The sequence below is a fragment of the Winogradskyella eximia genome, from assembly GCF_003386165.1.
GTDB classification, from domain to species: domain Bacteria; phylum Bacteroidota; class Bacteroidia; order Flavobacteriales; family Flavobacteriaceae; genus Winogradskyella; species Winogradskyella eximia.
Genome location: NZ_QRDV01000003.1, coordinates 129897 through 147727, shown reverse-complemented (window position 1 = coordinate 147727; position 17831 = coordinate 129897). Strand labels below are relative to the sequence as shown.

Genomic DNA, 17831 nt, shown 5'->3' with positions numbered 1-17831 from the left:
AAAACGAAAAAAGCATGATTTTAGAAATGAAAGTGCCTTCACCAGGCGAATCAATTACTGAGGTGGAAATTGCAGAATGGTTAGTGCAAGATGGAGATTATGTAGAAAAAGACCAAGCAATTGCTGAGGTAGATAGCGACAAAGCAACTTTAGAGTTGCCAGCAGAAGCTAGTGGAACAATTACACTTAAAGCAGAAGAAGGTGATGCCGTTGCTGTTGGTGCTATAGTTTGTTTAATTGATACTAGTGCAGCAAAACCAGAAGGAGGTGAAGTGCCTGCAAAGACAGAAAAGAAAGAAGAGGCTCCTAAAAAAGAAGTTTCTCAGCCAATTGCTGAAGCGTCTAAAACTTATGCAACAGGGACAGCAAGTCCTGCTGCTAAAAAAGTATTAGCTGAAAAGGGAATTGATGCTAGCTCAATTTCAGGGACAGGTAAAGATGGAAGAATTACTAAAGATGATGCTGTAAATGCAGTGCCTTCAATGGGAACACCAACAGGTGGAAATAGAAGTACAACGCACAGTAAGATGTCAATGTTACGTCGTAAAGTGGCTGAGCGTTTGGTAGAAGCTAAAAATACAACGGCAATGTTAACCACATTTAATGAGGTTAATATGACACCAATTTTTGAATTGCGTAAGCAATATAAAGAAGACTTTAAAGCAAAACATGGTGTAAGCCTTGGCTTTATGAGTTTCTTTTCTTTAGCCGTGGTTAGAGCTTTAAAAATGTATCCAGCTGTTAATTCTATGATAGACGGTAAGGAAATGTTAACTTATGATTTTGTTGATATTAGTATAGCCGTTTCAGGTCCAAAAGGATTAATGGTACCTGTAATTAGAAATGCTGAGAATTTATCATTTAGAGGTATAGAATCTGAAGTAAAGCGATTAGCACTTAGAGCTAGAGATGGTCAAATTACTGTTGATGAAATGACAGGTGGAACGTTTACTATTACTAATGGTGGAGTATTTGGTAGTATGTTATCTACACCAATTATTAATCCTCCTCAAAGTGGAATTTTAGGAATGCACAATATTATTCAACGTCCTATCGCTGTAGATGGCAAAGTTGAAATTCATCCTATGATGTATGTGGCGTTATCTTACGACCATAGAATTATTGACGGAAAAGAATCTGTTGGATTTTTGGTAGCTGTAAAAGAAGCATTAGAAAATCCGGAAGAATTATTAATGGATAATAATGTTAAGAAGGCTTTAGAGATGTAGGTCTTAAAGTAAATAAAATTTAAAAAGCGCAATTCCTCTGGATTTGCGCTTTTTTACTCCTAACTAACAAATATTTATATATGTAGTTTTGGTTAGTTTTTATTGCTGAATAAATGTAAAATCTCCTGTAGGAATTACCATTTTAGTATATGTAGGCGGATTTCCTTCTACTATTGTAGTAGGAGCATTTCCGTAAATAAACCCTTCAATAGCAGGTTGTCCGTCAATAGTATTAGTAACAAGTTTTAGTGTAAGTGTGCCTTCTAGACCAGATATGAAGTCTCGGATAATAACCTCTACTCTTCTTTCACTGGCAGGACAACCACTACAAGGTGGTTTATGAATATTTTTTAATAAAGAATTGCCATATATACCAATATTCTGATCATTAGTATTACTAAGTGTATTGGCTATTTCAACGCCATTTTCAATATATTGGTATTCACCGGTAAGATAATCGGTATAGAATTTCCCAGTATATTGTATCGTAGTTTTAATTAATACAATTTTAAAAGATGTATTTCCATTTGTGTATAGCCACGTACCTTCAAAAGGGTCTATAAAATTATTAACATCTTTATAATAAGCGTTTTATACTGATTCACCATCCCATCCATCTAAATCAATAATTAGGGATTGAGCTTTACAAGAAAACGTGATTATAAAAAGTATAACCAAAAATATATAGTGCATATTATTACTGTTTTACCATTGTATATTCTCCAAATGGTACTCTTAGATTTGTAGGTGAATCTTCGCTTGGTAATATCACACTATAGTCATCGTTTACTGTAGCAGTCATTTTTTCAGGATTAGTCTCATCTAAAAGGTAGCGTAAAACTACTGATGTGGATAGGTATGACCGTTCAGGGTCATAAAAACTAAGTCTTAGTCTTCTTTCATTATCATCACAATCGTTGCAGGCAACATACCTGTCCTTAGGAATAATCTGTCTTCCAGATATTTTATGTCCATGAGCGATAACTCCACTACCCTCGTCTAATAATGGTAAAAGATTTACAATCTCAATACCATTCTCCACATATTTATATTCTCCAATAAGTATATCTTCATAATGTTCACCGTCATAAAATAGTTCCAATTTTTGAAGCTCAAAAGTAAGTGTTGTTAAACCATTAGTATAAATCCAAGTGCCAACAAACTTATCGAGTTCGTTATCCAAGTCTTTAATATAACCTCCTTCTGGTGTATTGTGTATATAGGTATCTAAAGGCATAATAGGGGATTGTGCTTTGCAATCAAAAGATGTAATTAGTATTACAGCAATTAATATGTTACATTTTACCATTTAATTGTGTCGCTTTTTAATAATTATTTTTCCAATCACATCTTTGTCATTTCAATATTATTAGGTACGCTAAAATAAGGTTCATTAGGATGTTCGTCGTGGTAAGAATTACTACTTTCAAATTTATCAAGAGCAAATTTCAATTTATTATGTTCATTTATTCCTGTAGAAATTAGAGTTAGTTCCAAACTAAATATCTCATTATTTCGCTCGTAATCTGTAAATGTTATATCTAATACTCCAAATTCTTGTATAATACCTGACGGATGAGAATCAATGACTGAATCATAAGTTAATACATTATTCTCATATTTTTGATATTGAATTTTTAAACCATCTTTATAGTAATCTATACTAGCTTCGGGAAGAATAACATGAAACATTTCAACTTTAGTTAAAATAATTCTGAACTCTTCATTTTCGTTAATATACTTCCAAGTACCTAGATAGGGTTGCATATAGTTGTTAATGTCCTTTACATAATAAGTTCCATTTTTTGTTTCATTAGTTATCGATTCATCTGCCATATCTATAACTGTTTGAGCAGTTATTGATACTGATATAAGTAATAATAGTGTTGTAAATAGTATTTGTTTCATAATATATCTGATTAATTAGCAATCTGTTTTATTAATGTCATTTTCATCTTCATTAAGTTCTAGTTTTTTCCAATTTTCAAAGTTAGCATCAGCTTCATACAAATCTATACCAATGTTATATTCTTTCATGAATTTTAAAAAACCTAGATTTTGATCTTTCTTCGGCTTGCCGTGTTTAATTTTATTTTTTCGATAATAGTCTTTTACTTCCTTTGCAAAACCATCACTACCCATAAGGATAGTAAAATCAAGTAGTTTAGTTCCATCTTTTACTTTCATAACATAGTTCCCTTCATCACATACCAAATAGTATGCCATCTCGTGCTGTAATAAAGGCGATGGAGAATCATCTGAATTTGAATCAGTAAATATATTATTAAAATTAGTAATATCCTTAGGTGAAAATGTACCTATGTGCTTGCGTGTTCCCGAGGCATTTTTTAAATGGTTATGTGCATAAGCCTTAAGAACTGGGTGTGAATTGACAATACCAGAATGATTTTCATCACCATCAACGATTGGTCCACAAGCAGGATTAGATACAGGAGGATTAAAATAAGTTCCGTTATAAATTCCAAAAGCCTTTTCTATATCACCAGGTATTGCATCCGCTAAAACTTGCATGCGCTGTTTAAAAGTTGTGTTTTCAGAATTTTTTCTAAGTTCTTCACAATCTTTAGTTTCATTGGGCACCAAAATCGCAGTAGCGTCATCCATGCAATTACCCTCAGCATCAAGTTCTAGACAATCTTGGGTGCCGTCTGGATCAGTAGTGTCTGGGTCATCTGGATCTGTTTGGTTTGGATTACCAGTTCCGTCTCCAATACCATTACCTCCACCTAATAATCCACCAAAAGGGTCAGAACCTGTACCAGGATTAGCACCACCACCACCAGAGGTGTCACCATCGTCATCCCAAAAACCGTCATCAGAATCATCAGTTGGACAGGGAACTTCTGCCTGTATATTTATAGTATGGCTAGCACTAATATCTCTAGGACTAATAATTGTAATGGTCTGTGCCTCGTAACATGGTTCTCCAACAGATTCTCTGCTCATCATGGAACTAACAAACGTTTTCTGTGCGATATCTATAGGTGTATTTCCTGCTTTTATAGCTTGTTTTTCAGAATCTGTTAAATTATAACTAACAACAGAAGCCTTATAAGAACCATCTACTTGTTTACTGAGCACCAAGTTTTCTACCAAGCCATTGTATTGGTTTCTATGTATGGCAAACGTATAAGAGTCGTAATTACCATAGGTAACATAGTTAACGGTTTCATCATCTACATAAAAATCGTACGCTTCAATATAGACAGATCTTCCTTGTAGATTTGTACTACTATGTAATATGTCGTCAACTTTTGGGAAAGGCGTCTATGATAGCGTTAACATTTTTGTTTTTAGTAACTTCGGCATAATTAATAACTTTAAGCTTAAATGCTAAAGCAGGTTCTTCTGAGGGCACTGCATCGTCTTTTTGGCAAGTATAACATAGCATTAAAATTCCAAAGAGTAGAATGTCAAATTTGAAATAATTTTTTGATTGTTTTTGTCTCATAGACTATTAGGTTAACGATTTAAATTTATTGTGTTTTTATATATTTTAAAATCTAGAATGAGTGAAATAGCACTTTGAGTAAGTAAAAAGCGCAAGTCCATAAGACTTGCGCTTTTTTACTCCTAACTAACAAGAGATTATCTAACTAAGATTAACTAAAAAAATTAACTGCGATATTTGCAGAGATTACGATTACAGAACTTACAACTAATAAAAATATAAATATTTTGTCAGTTTTTGCAGGTGATTCATTTTTCGTGGTTTCCATAAATTTCATGTTTTAAAAAAAGCTCTGAATTATAAGTCAACTCAGAGCTTTTTAGAATTTAACTTGAGACATTGATTAATAGCTGATGTAAAATTGCACAATATTTTAATGCAATACTATACGTAGAACTACGTATTTTTTGACTTATTTGTATAAAAAAAGTCTCGGATTAACTATCCGAGACTTAATGATCCCTAAGAACTAACTAATAGCTCGTTATTAACCCTTAATTAATAACAATGATTAATTGATAACAACTAAATCACTGATGTAAATATCTTAAATAAATGAATGCAAAACTATACGTAGTACTACGTATATTCAGAGAAATCTCAAATTTTCTTTTGCAAATAAATACAAACTTGCTGATTTTGAGTCTAATGCGAGTTTTGTTCTAATGTGACTTTTATGTTTTTCTACAGTTCTAACCGATATATTTAGCTCTTTTGCGATTTCAGTAGCCGTTTTATTGCCTCCAATAAGTTTAAAAATGTTCGTTTCGGCCTCAGTTAGAGTCTTAATTTTGTCAGGAGCATTATTAATTTCGATATAAGATAAAAGTTCTGGACTAAAATAAGGTTTGTTATTACTAACGGAAGTAATGCAACTTTCAATCTCATCTAAAGCAAATTCTTTTAGAACATAACCATAAGCGCCTAATTCCTTTGCTTCATTATAGGTGTTTTCGTCTTTTTCGAAAGTAATTAATACGATTTTCGTTTTAATATTGCTCGCTTGGCATTTTTTTGCAATTTCTAAACCAGTAAAAAAAGGCATTTTTATATCTAAGATAGCAATGTCTGGTCGATGGGCTTTAATTAAAGCTAATGCTTCTTTTCCATTTTTTGCACTGGCTATAACATTAAATTTGTTTTCGTGTAAAAAATCATGTAGACCTTTAAGTACAAGGGGATGGTCATCTGCTATAATGATGGTAGGGTTCATTTTTTTGCTATTAATTCAAATGAAGGGTTAGCTTTAAAGGTAAGAAAAATCTATATTTTATAATGCTTATTTTAGTTTTAAGTACAAGTATTTTTTTTCGTAATCTATAATGCCTTTGCCTTTTTTTAAAACATCTGCACCAATAATGCCATCAACAGGCTCTGCATTATGGTTAATGAGTCCGGTATTAACATGGGATAAATTAAATAAAATTAATGATAAACGATTTTTTTTCCATTTTCCTACTTTTATAGAATTAGATGTAGAAATCTGTGTCATCATATTAGATGCTCCTGCGCCAACGGCTTTGATTTCCGAATCTTTTACCTTGAGATTAAATCGCTCAATAGCCTCAAAACCAACGCAACTATTGGAAGCTCCTGTATCTAAAATAAAACGTCCTTTAATACCATTTATTGAAGCTTTAATTTCAAAATGATTTGTTTTAGTAAACTTTAATTTAATTTTAGAATAACCCTTGCTAATAAGGAAGTCTTTCAGTGTTTCCATTATTTTAATTTGTGCAAAGATAGTTTACTTTTGTAAAATGATAATTACAGATACACACACGCATTTATATAGTGATGCTTTTGATGATGATAGAACGGAAATGATGCAGAGAGCTATTGATGCTAATGTAAAGCGTTTTTTTATACCTGCTATAGATTCAACTTATACGGAAGCAATGCTTCAACTCGAAAAAGATTTTCCAGAGTATGTTTTTTTAATGATGGGCTTGCATCCAACATCTGTAAAAGAAAATTACAAGGAAGAACTTAAGCATGTTGAGGATTTCTTGAAAAATCGAAAGTTTTGCGCTATTGGAGAGATAGGAATAGATCTTTACTGGGATAAATCTACTTTAGATATTCAGATTGAGGCCTTCAAATATCAAATTAATTTAGCTAAGCAATACAAATTACCAATAGTAATACATTGCAGAGAAGCGTTTGATGAAATTTTTGAAGTGTTAGAACACGAAAAGCCAGATGATTTATATGGGATTTTTCACTGTTTCACGGGTGATTTAGAACAAGCAAAACAAGCCATCTCTTATAATATGAAATTAGGAATTGGTGGTGTTGTCACTTTTAAAAATGGCAAAATAGATCAATTTATTAATCAGATTGACTTAAAGCATATTGTTTTAGAAACGGATTCTCCTTACTTAGCACCAAAACCTTTTAGAGGTAAACGAAATGAAAGTGCATATGTAACTAAGGTATTAGAAAAATTATCGGAACTTTACAACGTAAGCGAAGAAGAGATCGCAACTATTACCACAGAAAATTCAAAAGCTATATTCGGAATCTAAATGATAAAACAACCACATATTCTATTAATATATACAGGAGGAACTATCGGTATGGTTAAAGATGTTGAAACTGGTGCACTAAAGGCATTTGATTTTAATAGCTTACTTGTTAAAATTCCAGAACTACGTTTATTAGACTGTACAATTGAGACTATTTCATTTGAAGAGCCGATAGATTCATCCAATATGAATCCTATTTATTGGGCAGATATTGCAACAATTATTGGAGATAATTATCTAGATTTTGATGGCTTTGTTGTTTTGCATGGTAGTGACACTATGAGTTATTCTGCATCTGCACTCAGTTTTATGTTAGAGAATTTAGCAAAGCCAGTGATATTTACAGGTTCTCAATTACCTATAGGAGATTTACGAACAGACGCTAAGGAAAATCTAATTACATCAATTCAAATGGCATCTTTACAAAAGGAAGGAGTGCCAATAATTAGAGAAGTAGGTTTGTATTTTGAATATAAATTATACAGAGGTAATAGAACTACAAAATTAAATGCTGAGCATTTTGAAGCTTTTGAATCTCTTAATTATCCGCATTTGGCAGAATCTGGTGTGCATTTAAATGTGAATTCGGAATATTTATGGAAACCAAATCTTAATGAAAAATTAATTGTAAGAACTGCAATGGATGCTAATATTGGAGTGTTAAAATTGTTTCCAGGAATATCAAGGCCAATTTGTGAAGCGATTCTTACAAGTAAGTTGATAAAAGGCCTCATTTTAGAAACTTATGGTTCTGGTAATGCAACAACAGAATCTTGGTTTATCGCGTTATTGCAAAAGGCTATTAAAAATGGGCTATATATTGTAAACGTTACACAATGTGTAAGAGGAAGTGTAAACATGGGACAATATGAAACAAGTTCGCAGCTAAAAACAATTGGTATGATCTCAGGCAAAGATATAACCACAGAAGCTGCAATAGCTAAAATGATGTATCTTTTAGGTGAAAAAGTAAAACCAGAAGAATTTAAGTTTTATTTTGAAACTTCACTTAGAGGAGAAATGTCTTAAAAATAACACAATAAATTTTAGTGTTTGAAGTTTTTTTCGTTATTTGCCCTAGTGTAATATAACATTAAAATTTAGAGAGAGGTGGCCGAGTGGTCGAAGGCGCACGCCTGGAAAGTGTGTATACTCCAAAAGGGTATCGAGGGTTCGAATCCCTTCCTCTCTGCTGATATTTTTACGTTATAATTGCATATTTTTTTATATCTTTAACACTTTAACTAATAAAATTAAGATTCAGAACAATGAAAAGATTATTTTCTATCCTTGCCATAACATGTTTAATGGCTATCGGAACTGTTAATGCAAATGCAACAACAGCCTTTGCAAGCGCAACAGCAACTGTAACAACTGTAACTCAAGCAGAACCAGCTTCTGAAGACTTGACGTTTCATCAAGAATTAAAAAAGCGTTTTATTGAGGGTGGTCCAGGCTTTATGGGTATTGTACTACTATGTTTAATTCTTGGATTAGCAATTGCTATTGAGAGAATTATCTTTTTAAACCTTTCAACAACAAACACTAAAAAATTAACCCAAAATGTAGAAGATGCATTAAATTCTGGTGGTATCGAAGCTGCAAAAGAGGTTTGTAGAAATACAAAAGGACCTGTTGCTTCTATATTCTATCAAGGTTTAGATAGAGCAGATGAAGACATTGATGCTGCTGAAAAAGCTGTTGTAGCTTATGGTGGTGTTCAAATGGGTCAATTAGAAAAGAATGTGTCTTGGATTTCTTTATTTATCGCTTTGGCACCAATGCTTGGTTTCATGGGTACGGTAATTGGTATGATTCAAGCCTTCGATAAAATTGAAGCTGCGGGTGATATGCAACCTTCTTTAGTTGCAGGTGGTATTAAAGTAGCACTTTTAACAACAGTATTTGGTCTTATTGTAGCTATTATACTTCAAATCTTTTATAATTATATCATTGCTAAAATTGATAGCATTGTAAATGACATGGAAGATGCATCTATCACATTGATGGATTTACTAGTAAGACACAAAAAATAAAAAATAATTATGCACAAAATATTAAAAATAGTAGCCGCTGTACTAAGTTTAGCTGGGATTATATCTCTAGTTAGAATTATTGCTGCTGGAGACGAAGCAATAAAGACTGGTGAAAGCGCTGGTCTTGTAGACCCAATGGCTTATATTGCTTATGTTATATTAGGATTAGTTTTAGCATTTGTAGTGTTTTTTGTTTTAAAAAATCTATTTACAAATACAGCAGGTCTTAAGAATACCTTAATCGGTGTTGGAGCTTTTGTTGCAGTATTAGTTATATCTTATGCTGTATCAGGTAGTGATTTACCTATACAGTATAAAAATGGTGATACATTTGCAACTGAAGGAGAATCAACAATGGTTGGAGCTGGCTTAGTTGCCTTTTATATATTATTAGCAGTTGCCGCAATTTCTATGATTTTCTCAGGAGTAAAAAAAGTAATTAGTAAATAATATAAAAATGGCAAAAAGAGCAGCACCCGAAGTGAATGCAGGATCAATGGCTGACATTGCCTTCTTATTACTTATCTTTTTCTTAGTTACAACAACAATTGAAAAAGACAAAGGATTATTAAGAAGTTTGCCACCTATTGATGACTCTGAAGTTACACCTCCTATTATTAAGCAGAAAAATTTATTTACTGTTTTAATAAACCGTCATAACCAATTATTAGTGGAAGACGAGGAAATGCAATTAAAGGATTTGAGACAAGCAGCAGTTGAGTTTTTAGACAACGGTGGAGGAACTAATGCGGCTGGTGAAACTTGTACGTATTGTAAGGGTAAGAAAGATGAATCTTCATCTGACCATCCAGACAAAGCTATTATCTCAATGAAGCATGATAGGGAAACGACTTATGAAAAGTACATGGATGTACAAAATGAGCTTGTTGCAGCTTACAATATCTTAAGAGAAAGAGAAGCAACAAGATTGTATAAGAAGTATTATCCTAATGCGGAAAAAGTATTTACCGCAATGTTAGAAGAGAAGGAAAAGAACCAATTTAGTAAGGATGAAGTGCTTAATGAGCGTATTGAGACCATTAAGAATTTATTCCCTATGAAGTTGTCTGAAGCAGAACCAGATAAAGACTAAAAGAAACAAATATGTCAAAATTTAGAAAGAAGGAAAAAGGTGAGTTACCGGCAATTTCGACGGCATCACTTCCAGATATTGTATTTATGTTACTTTTCTTTTTTATGGTTGCAACCGTAATGCGAGACAGTTCTTTAATGATTGAAAACCGATTACCTAGTGCAGATCAAGTTGAAAAACTTAAAAAAGATAGAACTATTTTTATCTACGCAGGTAAACCGAGTAGTCAATATAAGCAATTTGGTGTAGAGCCAAGAATTCAGTTTAATGATGCATTTATTGGTTTAGAAGATGTACAGTCTTCAATTTATCAAGGTATTAGTGAAATGAATGAAGAACTGCAAAGTAAAGTAGTAGTAGGTCTTAAAGTTGATAAAGATACCAACGCAGGTTTGGTTTCAGATATTAAACAAGAACTACGAAAAGCTAATGCATTAAAAGTAATGTATATTGCTAATGCAAGAAAAGATGAATAATAGTTATAATTTATAATTATATAAATAGGCGTCCTGATTTTTTCAGGACGTTTTTTTTATGCAAAAATGAATTAAAGATTTTGTAATTTTATAAATATGAAAAATTTTGTTTTTGTGCTTTTAGTATTAATTGGTGTCATTGGATTCTCACAAAATAATAATACTAATAAAGAAGATGTATCTGCACTCTATAAGGATTATAGAGAAGATCAGTTTTATGCATCTGTAACTTATAATTTATTGAATGAAAAACCGTCAGGTGTAAAGCAAAGTGGCTTTTCATCAGGTTTTAATTTAGGCTTTATTAGAGATATGCCTATTAATGAACGAAGAAATGTTGCTATAGGTTTAGGGCTTGGTTTATCTGCAAATTCATATAATCAAAAAAACATATTGATCTCTGAGACGACTAATGACATTGAATTTAGTATTATTGACGAAAGTGATTATAACGTAACAAAAAATAAGTTTACGACTTATTTGATTGAAGTTCCTTTAGAAATTAGATGGAGGACATCTACAGCAAGTGATTATAATTTTTGGCGCATATATACAGGTTTTAAAATAGGTTATTTACTCTATAATTCTACCAAGTTTATGAGTGATATTGAGAACAGTAAACTCTCTAATATAGACAGTTTTAATAAGCTTCAATATGGGCTTACTTTAAGTGCTGGTTATGGCACATGGAATTTTCATTTGTATTATGGTCTTAATCCAATTTTTGATGCAAATTTACAATCTGATAATACAAGTGTTGATATGAAATCCCTTAAAATAGGACTCATGTTTTATGTATTATAACCAATAACTAAGTAGAAAAATTTGTGGAGTTAGGCCCGTAAATAAGCCTATTATTAATTCTTGATTTGTATGGGCTTTTAAATGCAAACGAGATGTAGCAATGGCTCCAAGAATAATCAGCATTAGAGCTATCGTTCCATTTATATTTATTTTGTAATGCAAGCCAATGGCTACGGCAAACATTGTAAAACCTGAGGCTGCAATCATATGTATACTGGCTTTTATTTTAAAAATAGCTAAAATAAAACAAGTTAAAGTAGAGCAAAGAATCCCCAAAAAGAAATAATATAATTCTATAATTTCACTAGGTGTTAGTACTCTTATAAGAATTAATAAGGTAATTACAGAATTAATAAAGAGCGGAATTAAACGCTCTCTAGTACTTTTCAAGTAAATTGAATCGACTTTATTTATGGTTTTAAGCAAAAAAAAGAGTAGAATAGGTAAGATGATAGTGAGAATTACTATTGAAAAAATCTTAGCTTTCATTACAGGCACTGGAATAAACCTAGGTGTTTTAGAAAAGTAGAAAATGACACCCAATAATGGCATTATTAACGGATGAAACACAAACGATATGCCTTTTAAAATAAATTCTTTCATCCAAAGGGCTTTTTAAAGTTCTTTTCTTAAACGAGCCACAGGAATATCTAATTGTTCTCTGTATTTAGCAACTGTACGTCTTGCAATTGGATAGCCTTTTTCTTTTAAGATTTTAGCAAGCGCTTCATCGGTCATTGGCTTCTTTTTGCTTTCTTCTTCAATTACAGTTTCTAGAATTTTCTTAATTTCTCTTGTAGAAACCTCTTCACCTTGATCGTTAGTCATGGATTCTGAAAAGAATTCTTTAATTAGTTTTGTACCGTAAGGTGTATCTACATATTTACTATTTGCAACACGAGAAATGGTAGAAACATCCATTTCAATTTCGTCTGCAATGTCCTTTAAAATCATAGGTCGTAAATTACGTTCATCACCAGTTAAGAAATATTCTTTTTGGTAATGCATAATAGAACTCATCGTAATAAACAATGTTTGTTGACGTTGTCTAACAGCCTCTATAAACCACTTTGCTGCATCTAGCTTTTGCTTAATAAACATTACAGCATCCTTTTGGGATTTAGATTTCTCTTTGCTCTCTTTATACCCTTTAAGCATATTGTTGTATTCTCTTGATACATGCAATTCTGGTGCATTTCTACCATTGAGAGTTAGCTCTAATTCACCGTTTACAATCTTAATAGCAAAATCCGGTACAATGTGTTGAACAATTTTATTATTACCAGCATAAGAACCACCTGGTTTAGGATTAAGGTGTTCAATTTGTTCTACAGCATCTTTAAGTTGTTCTTCATCAATGTTAAATTTTTGCATTAACTTTTTATAATGCTTCTTTGTGAATTGCTCAAAACCTTTATCTATAATAGCCGTTGCCATAGCAACATCAGGACGTTGTTCTTTTCTATGCAGCTGAATACTTAAACATTCCTGAAGGTTACGAGCACCAACACCTGCTGGGTCTAACTGATGTACTATTTGTAATACTTTTTCAACCTCTTCTTCTGTGGTATATACATTTTGAGTAAACGCTAAATCGTCTGTAATATCAGATAATGAACGTCGTATATAGCCACTTTCGTCTACACTACCAACCAAGAAATAAGCAATTTCTTCTTCTTGATCCGAAAGTCTAAAGGTATTTAATTGATTTATTAAATGTTGTGTAAAGGATGTACCAGCAGCATAAGGCACAGATTTGTCTTCATCATCTGCACTATAATTATTGGCTTGAGTACGATATTCTGGGATTTCGTCGTCACTTAAATATTCGTCAATATTGATGTCTTCTGCCTCAATGGTTTCATTGTCATCATAAGTCTCATCAGAATTATCGAATTCGTCAAAGGCATCATCAGATTCATCAGATTCTTTTCCTGTATCTAAGGCAGGGTTTTCTTCTAACTCTTGCTTTAAACGTTGTTCAAAGGCTTGTGTAGGCAACTGAATCAACTTCATAAGTTGAATCTGTTGAGGCGATAGCTTTTGTGATAGCTTAAATGATAAAAACTGCTTTAAAGACATAAAATTTCTGTTGCTTATAAATGTAGTGAAAAAAACGTGACAGGTTTTTAAAATCTGTCACGTTAAATTTAATAACAATTAAAATTCTGCATTTTGAGGTGTTCTTGGATAAGGAATAACATCTCTAATATTTCCCATACCTGTTGAGAACATTACTAAACGCTCAAAACCTAATCCAAACCCAGAGTGAACTGCAGTGCCATATTTACGTAAATCTAAATACCACCATAATTCTTCTTCAGATATATCTAAGGCTTTCATTTTTTCTTTTAAAACGTCTAAACGTTCTTCTCTTTGAGAACCTCCAACCATTTCACCAATACCTGGGAATAAAATGTCCATAGCTCTCACTGTTTCTCTTCCTTCACTGTCTGGCTCATTTAAACGCATGTAAAATGCTTTGATGTTTGCTGGATAATCAAATAAAATTACAGGACATTTAAAGTGCTTTTCTACTAAGAATCGCTCGTGCTCAGATTGTAAATCTGCTCCCCATTCTTCAATGATATATTTAAATTTCTTCTTCTTATTTGGTTTACAGTTTCTAAGAATATCTATAGCTTCAGTATAACTTACACGTTTAAAGTTGTTATCTACAACAAACTTAATTTTTTCAATTAAGCTCATGTCGCTACGTTCGGCTTGTGGTTTTGATTTTTCTTCTTGTAATAGGCGATTTTCTAAAAACTCTAAATCTTCACTATTTTTTTCTAGTACATAACTTAAAACTGATTTCATGAAGTCTTCCGCTAAATCCATGTTGCCAGCTAAATCCATAAAAGCAACTTCTGGCTCTATCATCCAGAATTCTGCTAAATGACGGGTTGTATTAGAGTTTTCCGCTCTAAATGTTGGTCCAAAAGTGTAAACTTTACCTAAAGACATGGCATAAGTTTCAGCTTCCAACTGACCAGAAACTGTTAAGTTCGTTTCTTTTCCGAAGAAATCTTCTTTATAATTTACAGAACCATCGTCATTTAATGGTGGGTTTTTTGCGTCTAAAGTAGTTACTTTAAACATTTCACCTGCTCCTTCAGCATCACTTCCGGTTACAATAGGTGTGTGCATATAATTAAAGCCATTCTCATTAAAATATTTATGCACAGCAAATGATAAAGACGAACGTAAACGCATTACAGCACTAAAGGTATTTGTTCTTGTGCGTAAATGTGCATTCTCTCTTAAGAATTCAAAAGAGTGTTTTTTAGGTTGAATAGGATATGTTTCTGGGTCAGAATCCCCTAAAATCTCTAATGTTTTTACAACGATTTCTACCGACTGTCCTTTTCCTTGGCTTTCAACTAATTCTCCAGTTACATGAACTGCAGCTCCTGTAGTAACACGTTTTAAAAGGGCTTCGTTAAAATTTTCAGAATTAACAACACATTGTATATTATTAATGGTAGAACCATCGTTTAATGCAATAAATCTATCATTTCTAAAAGTTCTTACCCAACCTTTAAGAGTAACATCTTGTAAGGTTCCATCTTGCGATAATAATTGAGCTACAGTTTTTGAAGTCATTTTATAATTATTTTAATGCTAATATATATTATACCAAATGAATTTTAAAATAAACCATTTAATTCAAATGAATTATGGCCTATTTTAAAGTCATGTTAGTCTTATTAATTTTTTTGTTCTGAATCTTCCTCTTCGTCATCATCATCTTCTGAAGGAATAATATTTATTGAAGGTTTTCGCAACACTTCTTTGTTTGCAATATTACGCTCTAAAGATAATAATAGAGAAGGTAATAACAATAAGTTAGAAAGCATTGCAAACAGTAATGTTATAGAAACTAAAGCACCTAAAGCTACGGTTCCACCAAAACTTGAAATGGTAAACACCGAAAACCCAAAGAATAGTACTATAGATGTATAAATCATGCTAACACCAGTTTCTCTAAGTGCTGCGTAAACGGATTTTCTAATTTTCCAATGATTGGCTTGCAATTCTTGCCTATACTTAGCTAAAAAGTGAATAGTATCATCTACTGAAATACCGAACGCAATACTAAATACCAAAATAGTAGAAGGTTTAATTGGTACTCCAAGGTAGCCCATTAAGCCTGCTGTGACTAACAACGGTAACAAATTAGGGATTAATGATACAATAATCATTCTAAACGAACGAAAAAGGTATGCCATAAATAACGCAATAAGAACAATGGCTAAGGTTAACGAAATGGCTAAGTTTTTAACCAAATATTTTGTCCCTTTTTGAAAGACAAGGGCTTTACCAGTTATAATAACATTATAACGTTCTTTAGGAAAGACTTTATCTATTTTGGTTTGTAGATCTTCTTGGATGCGTTCCATTTTTGCCGTACCAATATCTTTCATAAAGGTAGTAATACGAGCATATTGACCAGTACTATCTACAAAATTGCTAAGCATGTCAACATTTGAAGTTGAGTTTTTAGCATAAGATAAAATAAAGTTGTTTTCTTGACTAGTTGGTAATTGATAGTACTTAGGGTTGCCGTTATAATAAGCTTGTTTACTATATTTTACTAAACCAACCACAGAGATTGGTCGAGATAATTCAGGAATGTCATGAATTAACTCTTCTAATTGTTCCATACGTTTTAAAGTCGCTAATTTCATAACTCCCTTTTTACGTTTGGTATCTATCATAATTTCTAATGGCATAATACCATTAAATTCAGTTTCAAAAAACCGTATGTCTCTAAAAAATTCAGTGTCTTGAGGCATGTCTTCTATAAGACTTCCAGAAATTTTAATTTGATAGATCCCAATAATACTTCCAACAATTAATAGTAAAGCTGTAGCATAAATGGTAATTTTTCTATGTTTTACCATGTTCTCCATCCAATTTACAAAAGCACCAATCCATCGTTTGTTTAAATGCTCTAAGTGACGTTCTTTAGGATATGGTAAAAACGTGTAAAGGATAGGAATAATAAGCAAGCATAATATAAAAATGGCTATAATGCTTAGTGAAGCTACAATACCAAACTCTTTAAGCAATTTACTCTCAGTTAGAATAAATGTAGCAAAACCTGAAGCTGTTGTAATATTGGTCATTAAAGTTGCATTACCAACTTTGGTGATTACACGTTGTAAAGACCTTACTTTATTACCATGAGATTTTACTTCTTGCTGATATTTATTAATTAAGAAAACACAATTAGGTATACCAATTACAATGATTAATGGTGGTATCAATGCGGTAAGTACAGTGATTTCATAACCTAGTAGTCCTATGATACCAAACGTCCACATAACTCCAAAACAAACCACAATAAGAGAAATAAATGTAGCTCTGAATGATCTAAAAAATAAGAAGAAAATTAAGGAAGTCACAAATAGTGCAGCTCCTATAAAAATCGGAATTTCACCAACTATAGTTGTTGCATTTAAGGTCCTAATGTAAGGCATACCAGATATGCGAACATCGAGTCCTGTTTCAGCCTCAAATTTTTGAACTTTTGGAAGAAAATCATCTAAAATATAATCTTTTCTTGCAGAGGTGTTTACTATATCTTTCTTTAGATAGATGGCAGTTCTTATGGTTTTCGTTTCTGCATTAAATAAGAAATTATCGTAAAATGGATATTGTTTAAAAAGCTCTTCTTGAAGTAGATCTATTTCTTTAAGGCTATGTATTGAGTCTTTAATAAATGGTTCTAAGTCAAACTTTTCTTCTTTTGTATTTTTTACTAATTTTTGAAGATCTTTTATAGAAAGCACAGACTCTACTTCATCATAACCTTTAAATGAATCGGCAAGTTTGTTCCAAGCATTAAGTTCTTTTACTGAAAACAGACTCGAATCTTTAACCCCTAAAACAATAAGGTTTCCTTCTTCACCAAAAACATCTAGAAAATTATTATAGATAAGATTTACTTCGTGATCGTCTGGTAAAAGATTGGCTTCAGTGAAGGTAAAACGCATGTGTTTCCATTGCAAACTAAAAAACACTGTGGTTAATACAATGGCAATAAGTATAAAGATTTTATTACGTAGAATAAGTCTCGCAATAGCTTCCCAAAATCCTGTGGTTAAAAGTTTAAACATGCGCTTAATAAAATAAGCCGCAAAGGTAGAAAAAAGCTAAGGATTAGTACGGTAATTAACAGTATTAT

The 17831-nt window shown here is 32.1% G+C and carries 18 protein-coding genes, 1 tRNA gene and 1 pseudogene; 9 read left to right on the top strand and 11 right to left on the bottom strand.

Going from position 1 to position 17831, the window contains the following annotated elements:
- The first annotated feature begins 14 nt into the window (after positions 1 to 14).
- A complete protein-coding gene (gene odhB / locus DFQ10_RS08790) occupies positions 15 to 1229 on the top strand; it encodes a 2-oxoglutarate dehydrogenase complex dihydrolipoyllysine-residue succinyltransferase (RefSeq protein WP_115817044.1) in 1215 nt (404 codons plus the stop codon).
- A 99-nt stretch (positions 1230 to 1328) separates the two neighbouring features.
- On the opposite strand, the pseudogene DFQ10_RS18785 reads toward odhB, so the two are convergent.
- The 7 genes and pseudogenes from DFQ10_RS18785 to DFQ10_RS08760 form a co-directional block, all read right to left on the bottom strand.
- Positions 1329 to 1793 (bottom strand): annotated as a pseudogene (locus tag DFQ10_RS18785) (DUF6705 family protein); the annotation flags it as partial.
- A gap of 133 nt (positions 1794 to 1926) precedes the next feature.
- Positions 1927 to 2538: a DUF6705 family protein gene (locus DFQ10_RS08785; protein WP_147299198.1), complete on the bottom strand. Its 612-nt coding sequence runs from the start codon at positions 2536 to 2538 to the stop codon at positions 1927 to 1929.
- Between the two features lie 35 nt (positions 2539 to 2573).
- Positions 2574 to 3137, bottom strand: a complete 564-nt coding sequence (locus DFQ10_RS08780; protein ID WP_115817042.1) for a DUF6705 family protein — start codon at positions 3135 to 3137, stop codon at positions 2574 to 2576.
- Positions 3138 to 3152: 15 nt separating this feature from the next.
- A complete protein-coding gene (locus DFQ10_RS08775; protein WP_220352448.1) occupies positions 3153 to 4334 on the bottom strand; it encodes a hypothetical protein in 1182 nt (393 codons plus the stop codon).
- Between the two features lie 163 nt (positions 4335 to 4497).
- On the bottom strand, positions 4498 to 4701 hold the full coding sequence (locus DFQ10_RS08770; protein ID WP_115817040.1) for a hypothetical protein: 204 nt from the start codon (positions 4699 to 4701) through the stop codon (positions 4498 to 4500).
- 589 nt (positions 4702 to 5290) lie between these two features.
- A complete protein-coding gene (locus tag DFQ10_RS08765; protein WP_115817039.1) occupies positions 5291 to 5914 on the bottom strand; it encodes a response regulator transcription factor in 624 nt (207 codons plus the stop codon).
- 66 nt (positions 5915 to 5980) lie between these two features.
- On the bottom strand, positions 5981 to 6424 hold the full coding sequence (locus tag DFQ10_RS08760; RefSeq protein ID WP_115817038.1) for a retropepsin-like aspartic protease: 444 nt from the start codon (positions 6422 to 6424) through the stop codon (positions 5981 to 5983).
- Positions 6425 to 6461: 37 nt separating this feature from the next.
- Here DFQ10_RS08760 and DFQ10_RS08755 point away from each other — a divergent pair, with 37 nt between their 5' ends.
- The 8 genes from DFQ10_RS08755 to DFQ10_RS08720 all read left to right on the top strand — a co-directional run bounded on the left by DFQ10_RS08755 (position 6462) and on the right by DFQ10_RS08720 (position 11638).
- Entirely contained in the window at positions 6462 to 7229 is a 768-nt protein-coding gene (locus DFQ10_RS08755) for a TatD family hydrolase (protein WP_115817037.1), read from the top strand.
- Positions 7230 to 8258 carry an asparaginase gene (locus DFQ10_RS08750; protein WP_115817036.1) on the top strand — a complete coding sequence of 343 codons (1029 nt, stop codon included), beginning with the start codon at positions 7230 to 7232 and terminating at the stop codon, positions 8256 to 8258.
- A gap of 75 nt (positions 8259 to 8333) precedes the next feature.
- Positions 8334 to 8421, top strand: a tRNA-Ser gene (locus DFQ10_RS08745).
- Between the two features lie 76 nt (positions 8422 to 8497).
- Entirely contained in the window at positions 8498 to 9265 is a 768-nt protein-coding gene (locus DFQ10_RS08740; RefSeq protein WP_115817035.1) for a MotA/TolQ/ExbB proton channel family protein, read from the top strand.
- Positions 9266 to 9274: 9 nt separating this feature from the next.
- Entirely contained in the window at positions 9275 to 9715 is a 441-nt protein-coding gene (locus DFQ10_RS08735) for a hypothetical protein (protein ID WP_115817034.1), read from the top strand.
- Positions 9716 to 9722: 7 nt separating this feature from the next.
- A complete protein-coding gene (locus DFQ10_RS08730; RefSeq protein WP_115817033.1) occupies positions 9723 to 10358 on the top strand; it encodes an ExbD/TolR family protein in 636 nt (211 codons plus the stop codon).
- 11 nt (positions 10359 to 10369) lie between these two features.
- Positions 10370 to 10834: an ExbD/TolR family protein gene (locus tag DFQ10_RS08725; RefSeq protein WP_115817032.1), complete on the top strand. Its 465-nt coding sequence runs from the start codon at positions 10370 to 10372 to the stop codon at positions 10832 to 10834.
- 96 nt (positions 10835 to 10930) lie between these two features.
- Complete coding sequence (locus DFQ10_RS08720; RefSeq protein WP_115817031.1) at positions 10931 to 11638, top strand: porin family protein; 708 nt, start codon at positions 10931 to 10933, stop codon at positions 11636 to 11638.
- On the opposite strand, the gene DFQ10_RS08715 is transcribed toward DFQ10_RS08720, so the two are convergent.
- The 4 genes from DFQ10_RS08715 to DFQ10_RS08700 form a co-directional block, all read right to left on the bottom strand.
- Positions 11633 to 12241, bottom strand: a complete 609-nt coding sequence (locus DFQ10_RS08715) for a hypothetical protein (RefSeq protein ID WP_115817030.1) — start codon at positions 12239 to 12241, stop codon at positions 11633 to 11635. The two genes, DFQ10_RS08720 and DFQ10_RS08715, sit on opposite strands and share 6 nt — an antisense overlap.
- Before the next feature lie 12 nt (positions 12242 to 12253).
- A complete protein-coding gene (gene rpoN / locus DFQ10_RS08710; RefSeq protein WP_115817029.1) occupies positions 12254 to 13720 on the bottom strand; it encodes an RNA polymerase factor sigma-54 in 1467 nt (488 codons plus the stop codon).
- Between the two features lie 78 nt (positions 13721 to 13798).
- Positions 13799 to 15244: an asparagine--tRNA ligase gene (gene asnS / locus DFQ10_RS08705; protein ID WP_115817028.1), complete on the bottom strand. Its 1446-nt coding sequence runs from the start codon at positions 15242 to 15244 to the stop codon at positions 13799 to 13801.
- A 104-nt stretch (positions 15245 to 15348) separates the two neighbouring features.
- Complete coding sequence (locus DFQ10_RS08700; protein ID WP_115817027.1) at positions 15349 to 17763, bottom strand: efflux RND transporter permease subunit; 2415 nt, start codon at positions 17761 to 17763, stop codon at positions 15349 to 15351.
- Positions 17764 to 17831 lie beyond the last annotated feature (68 nt).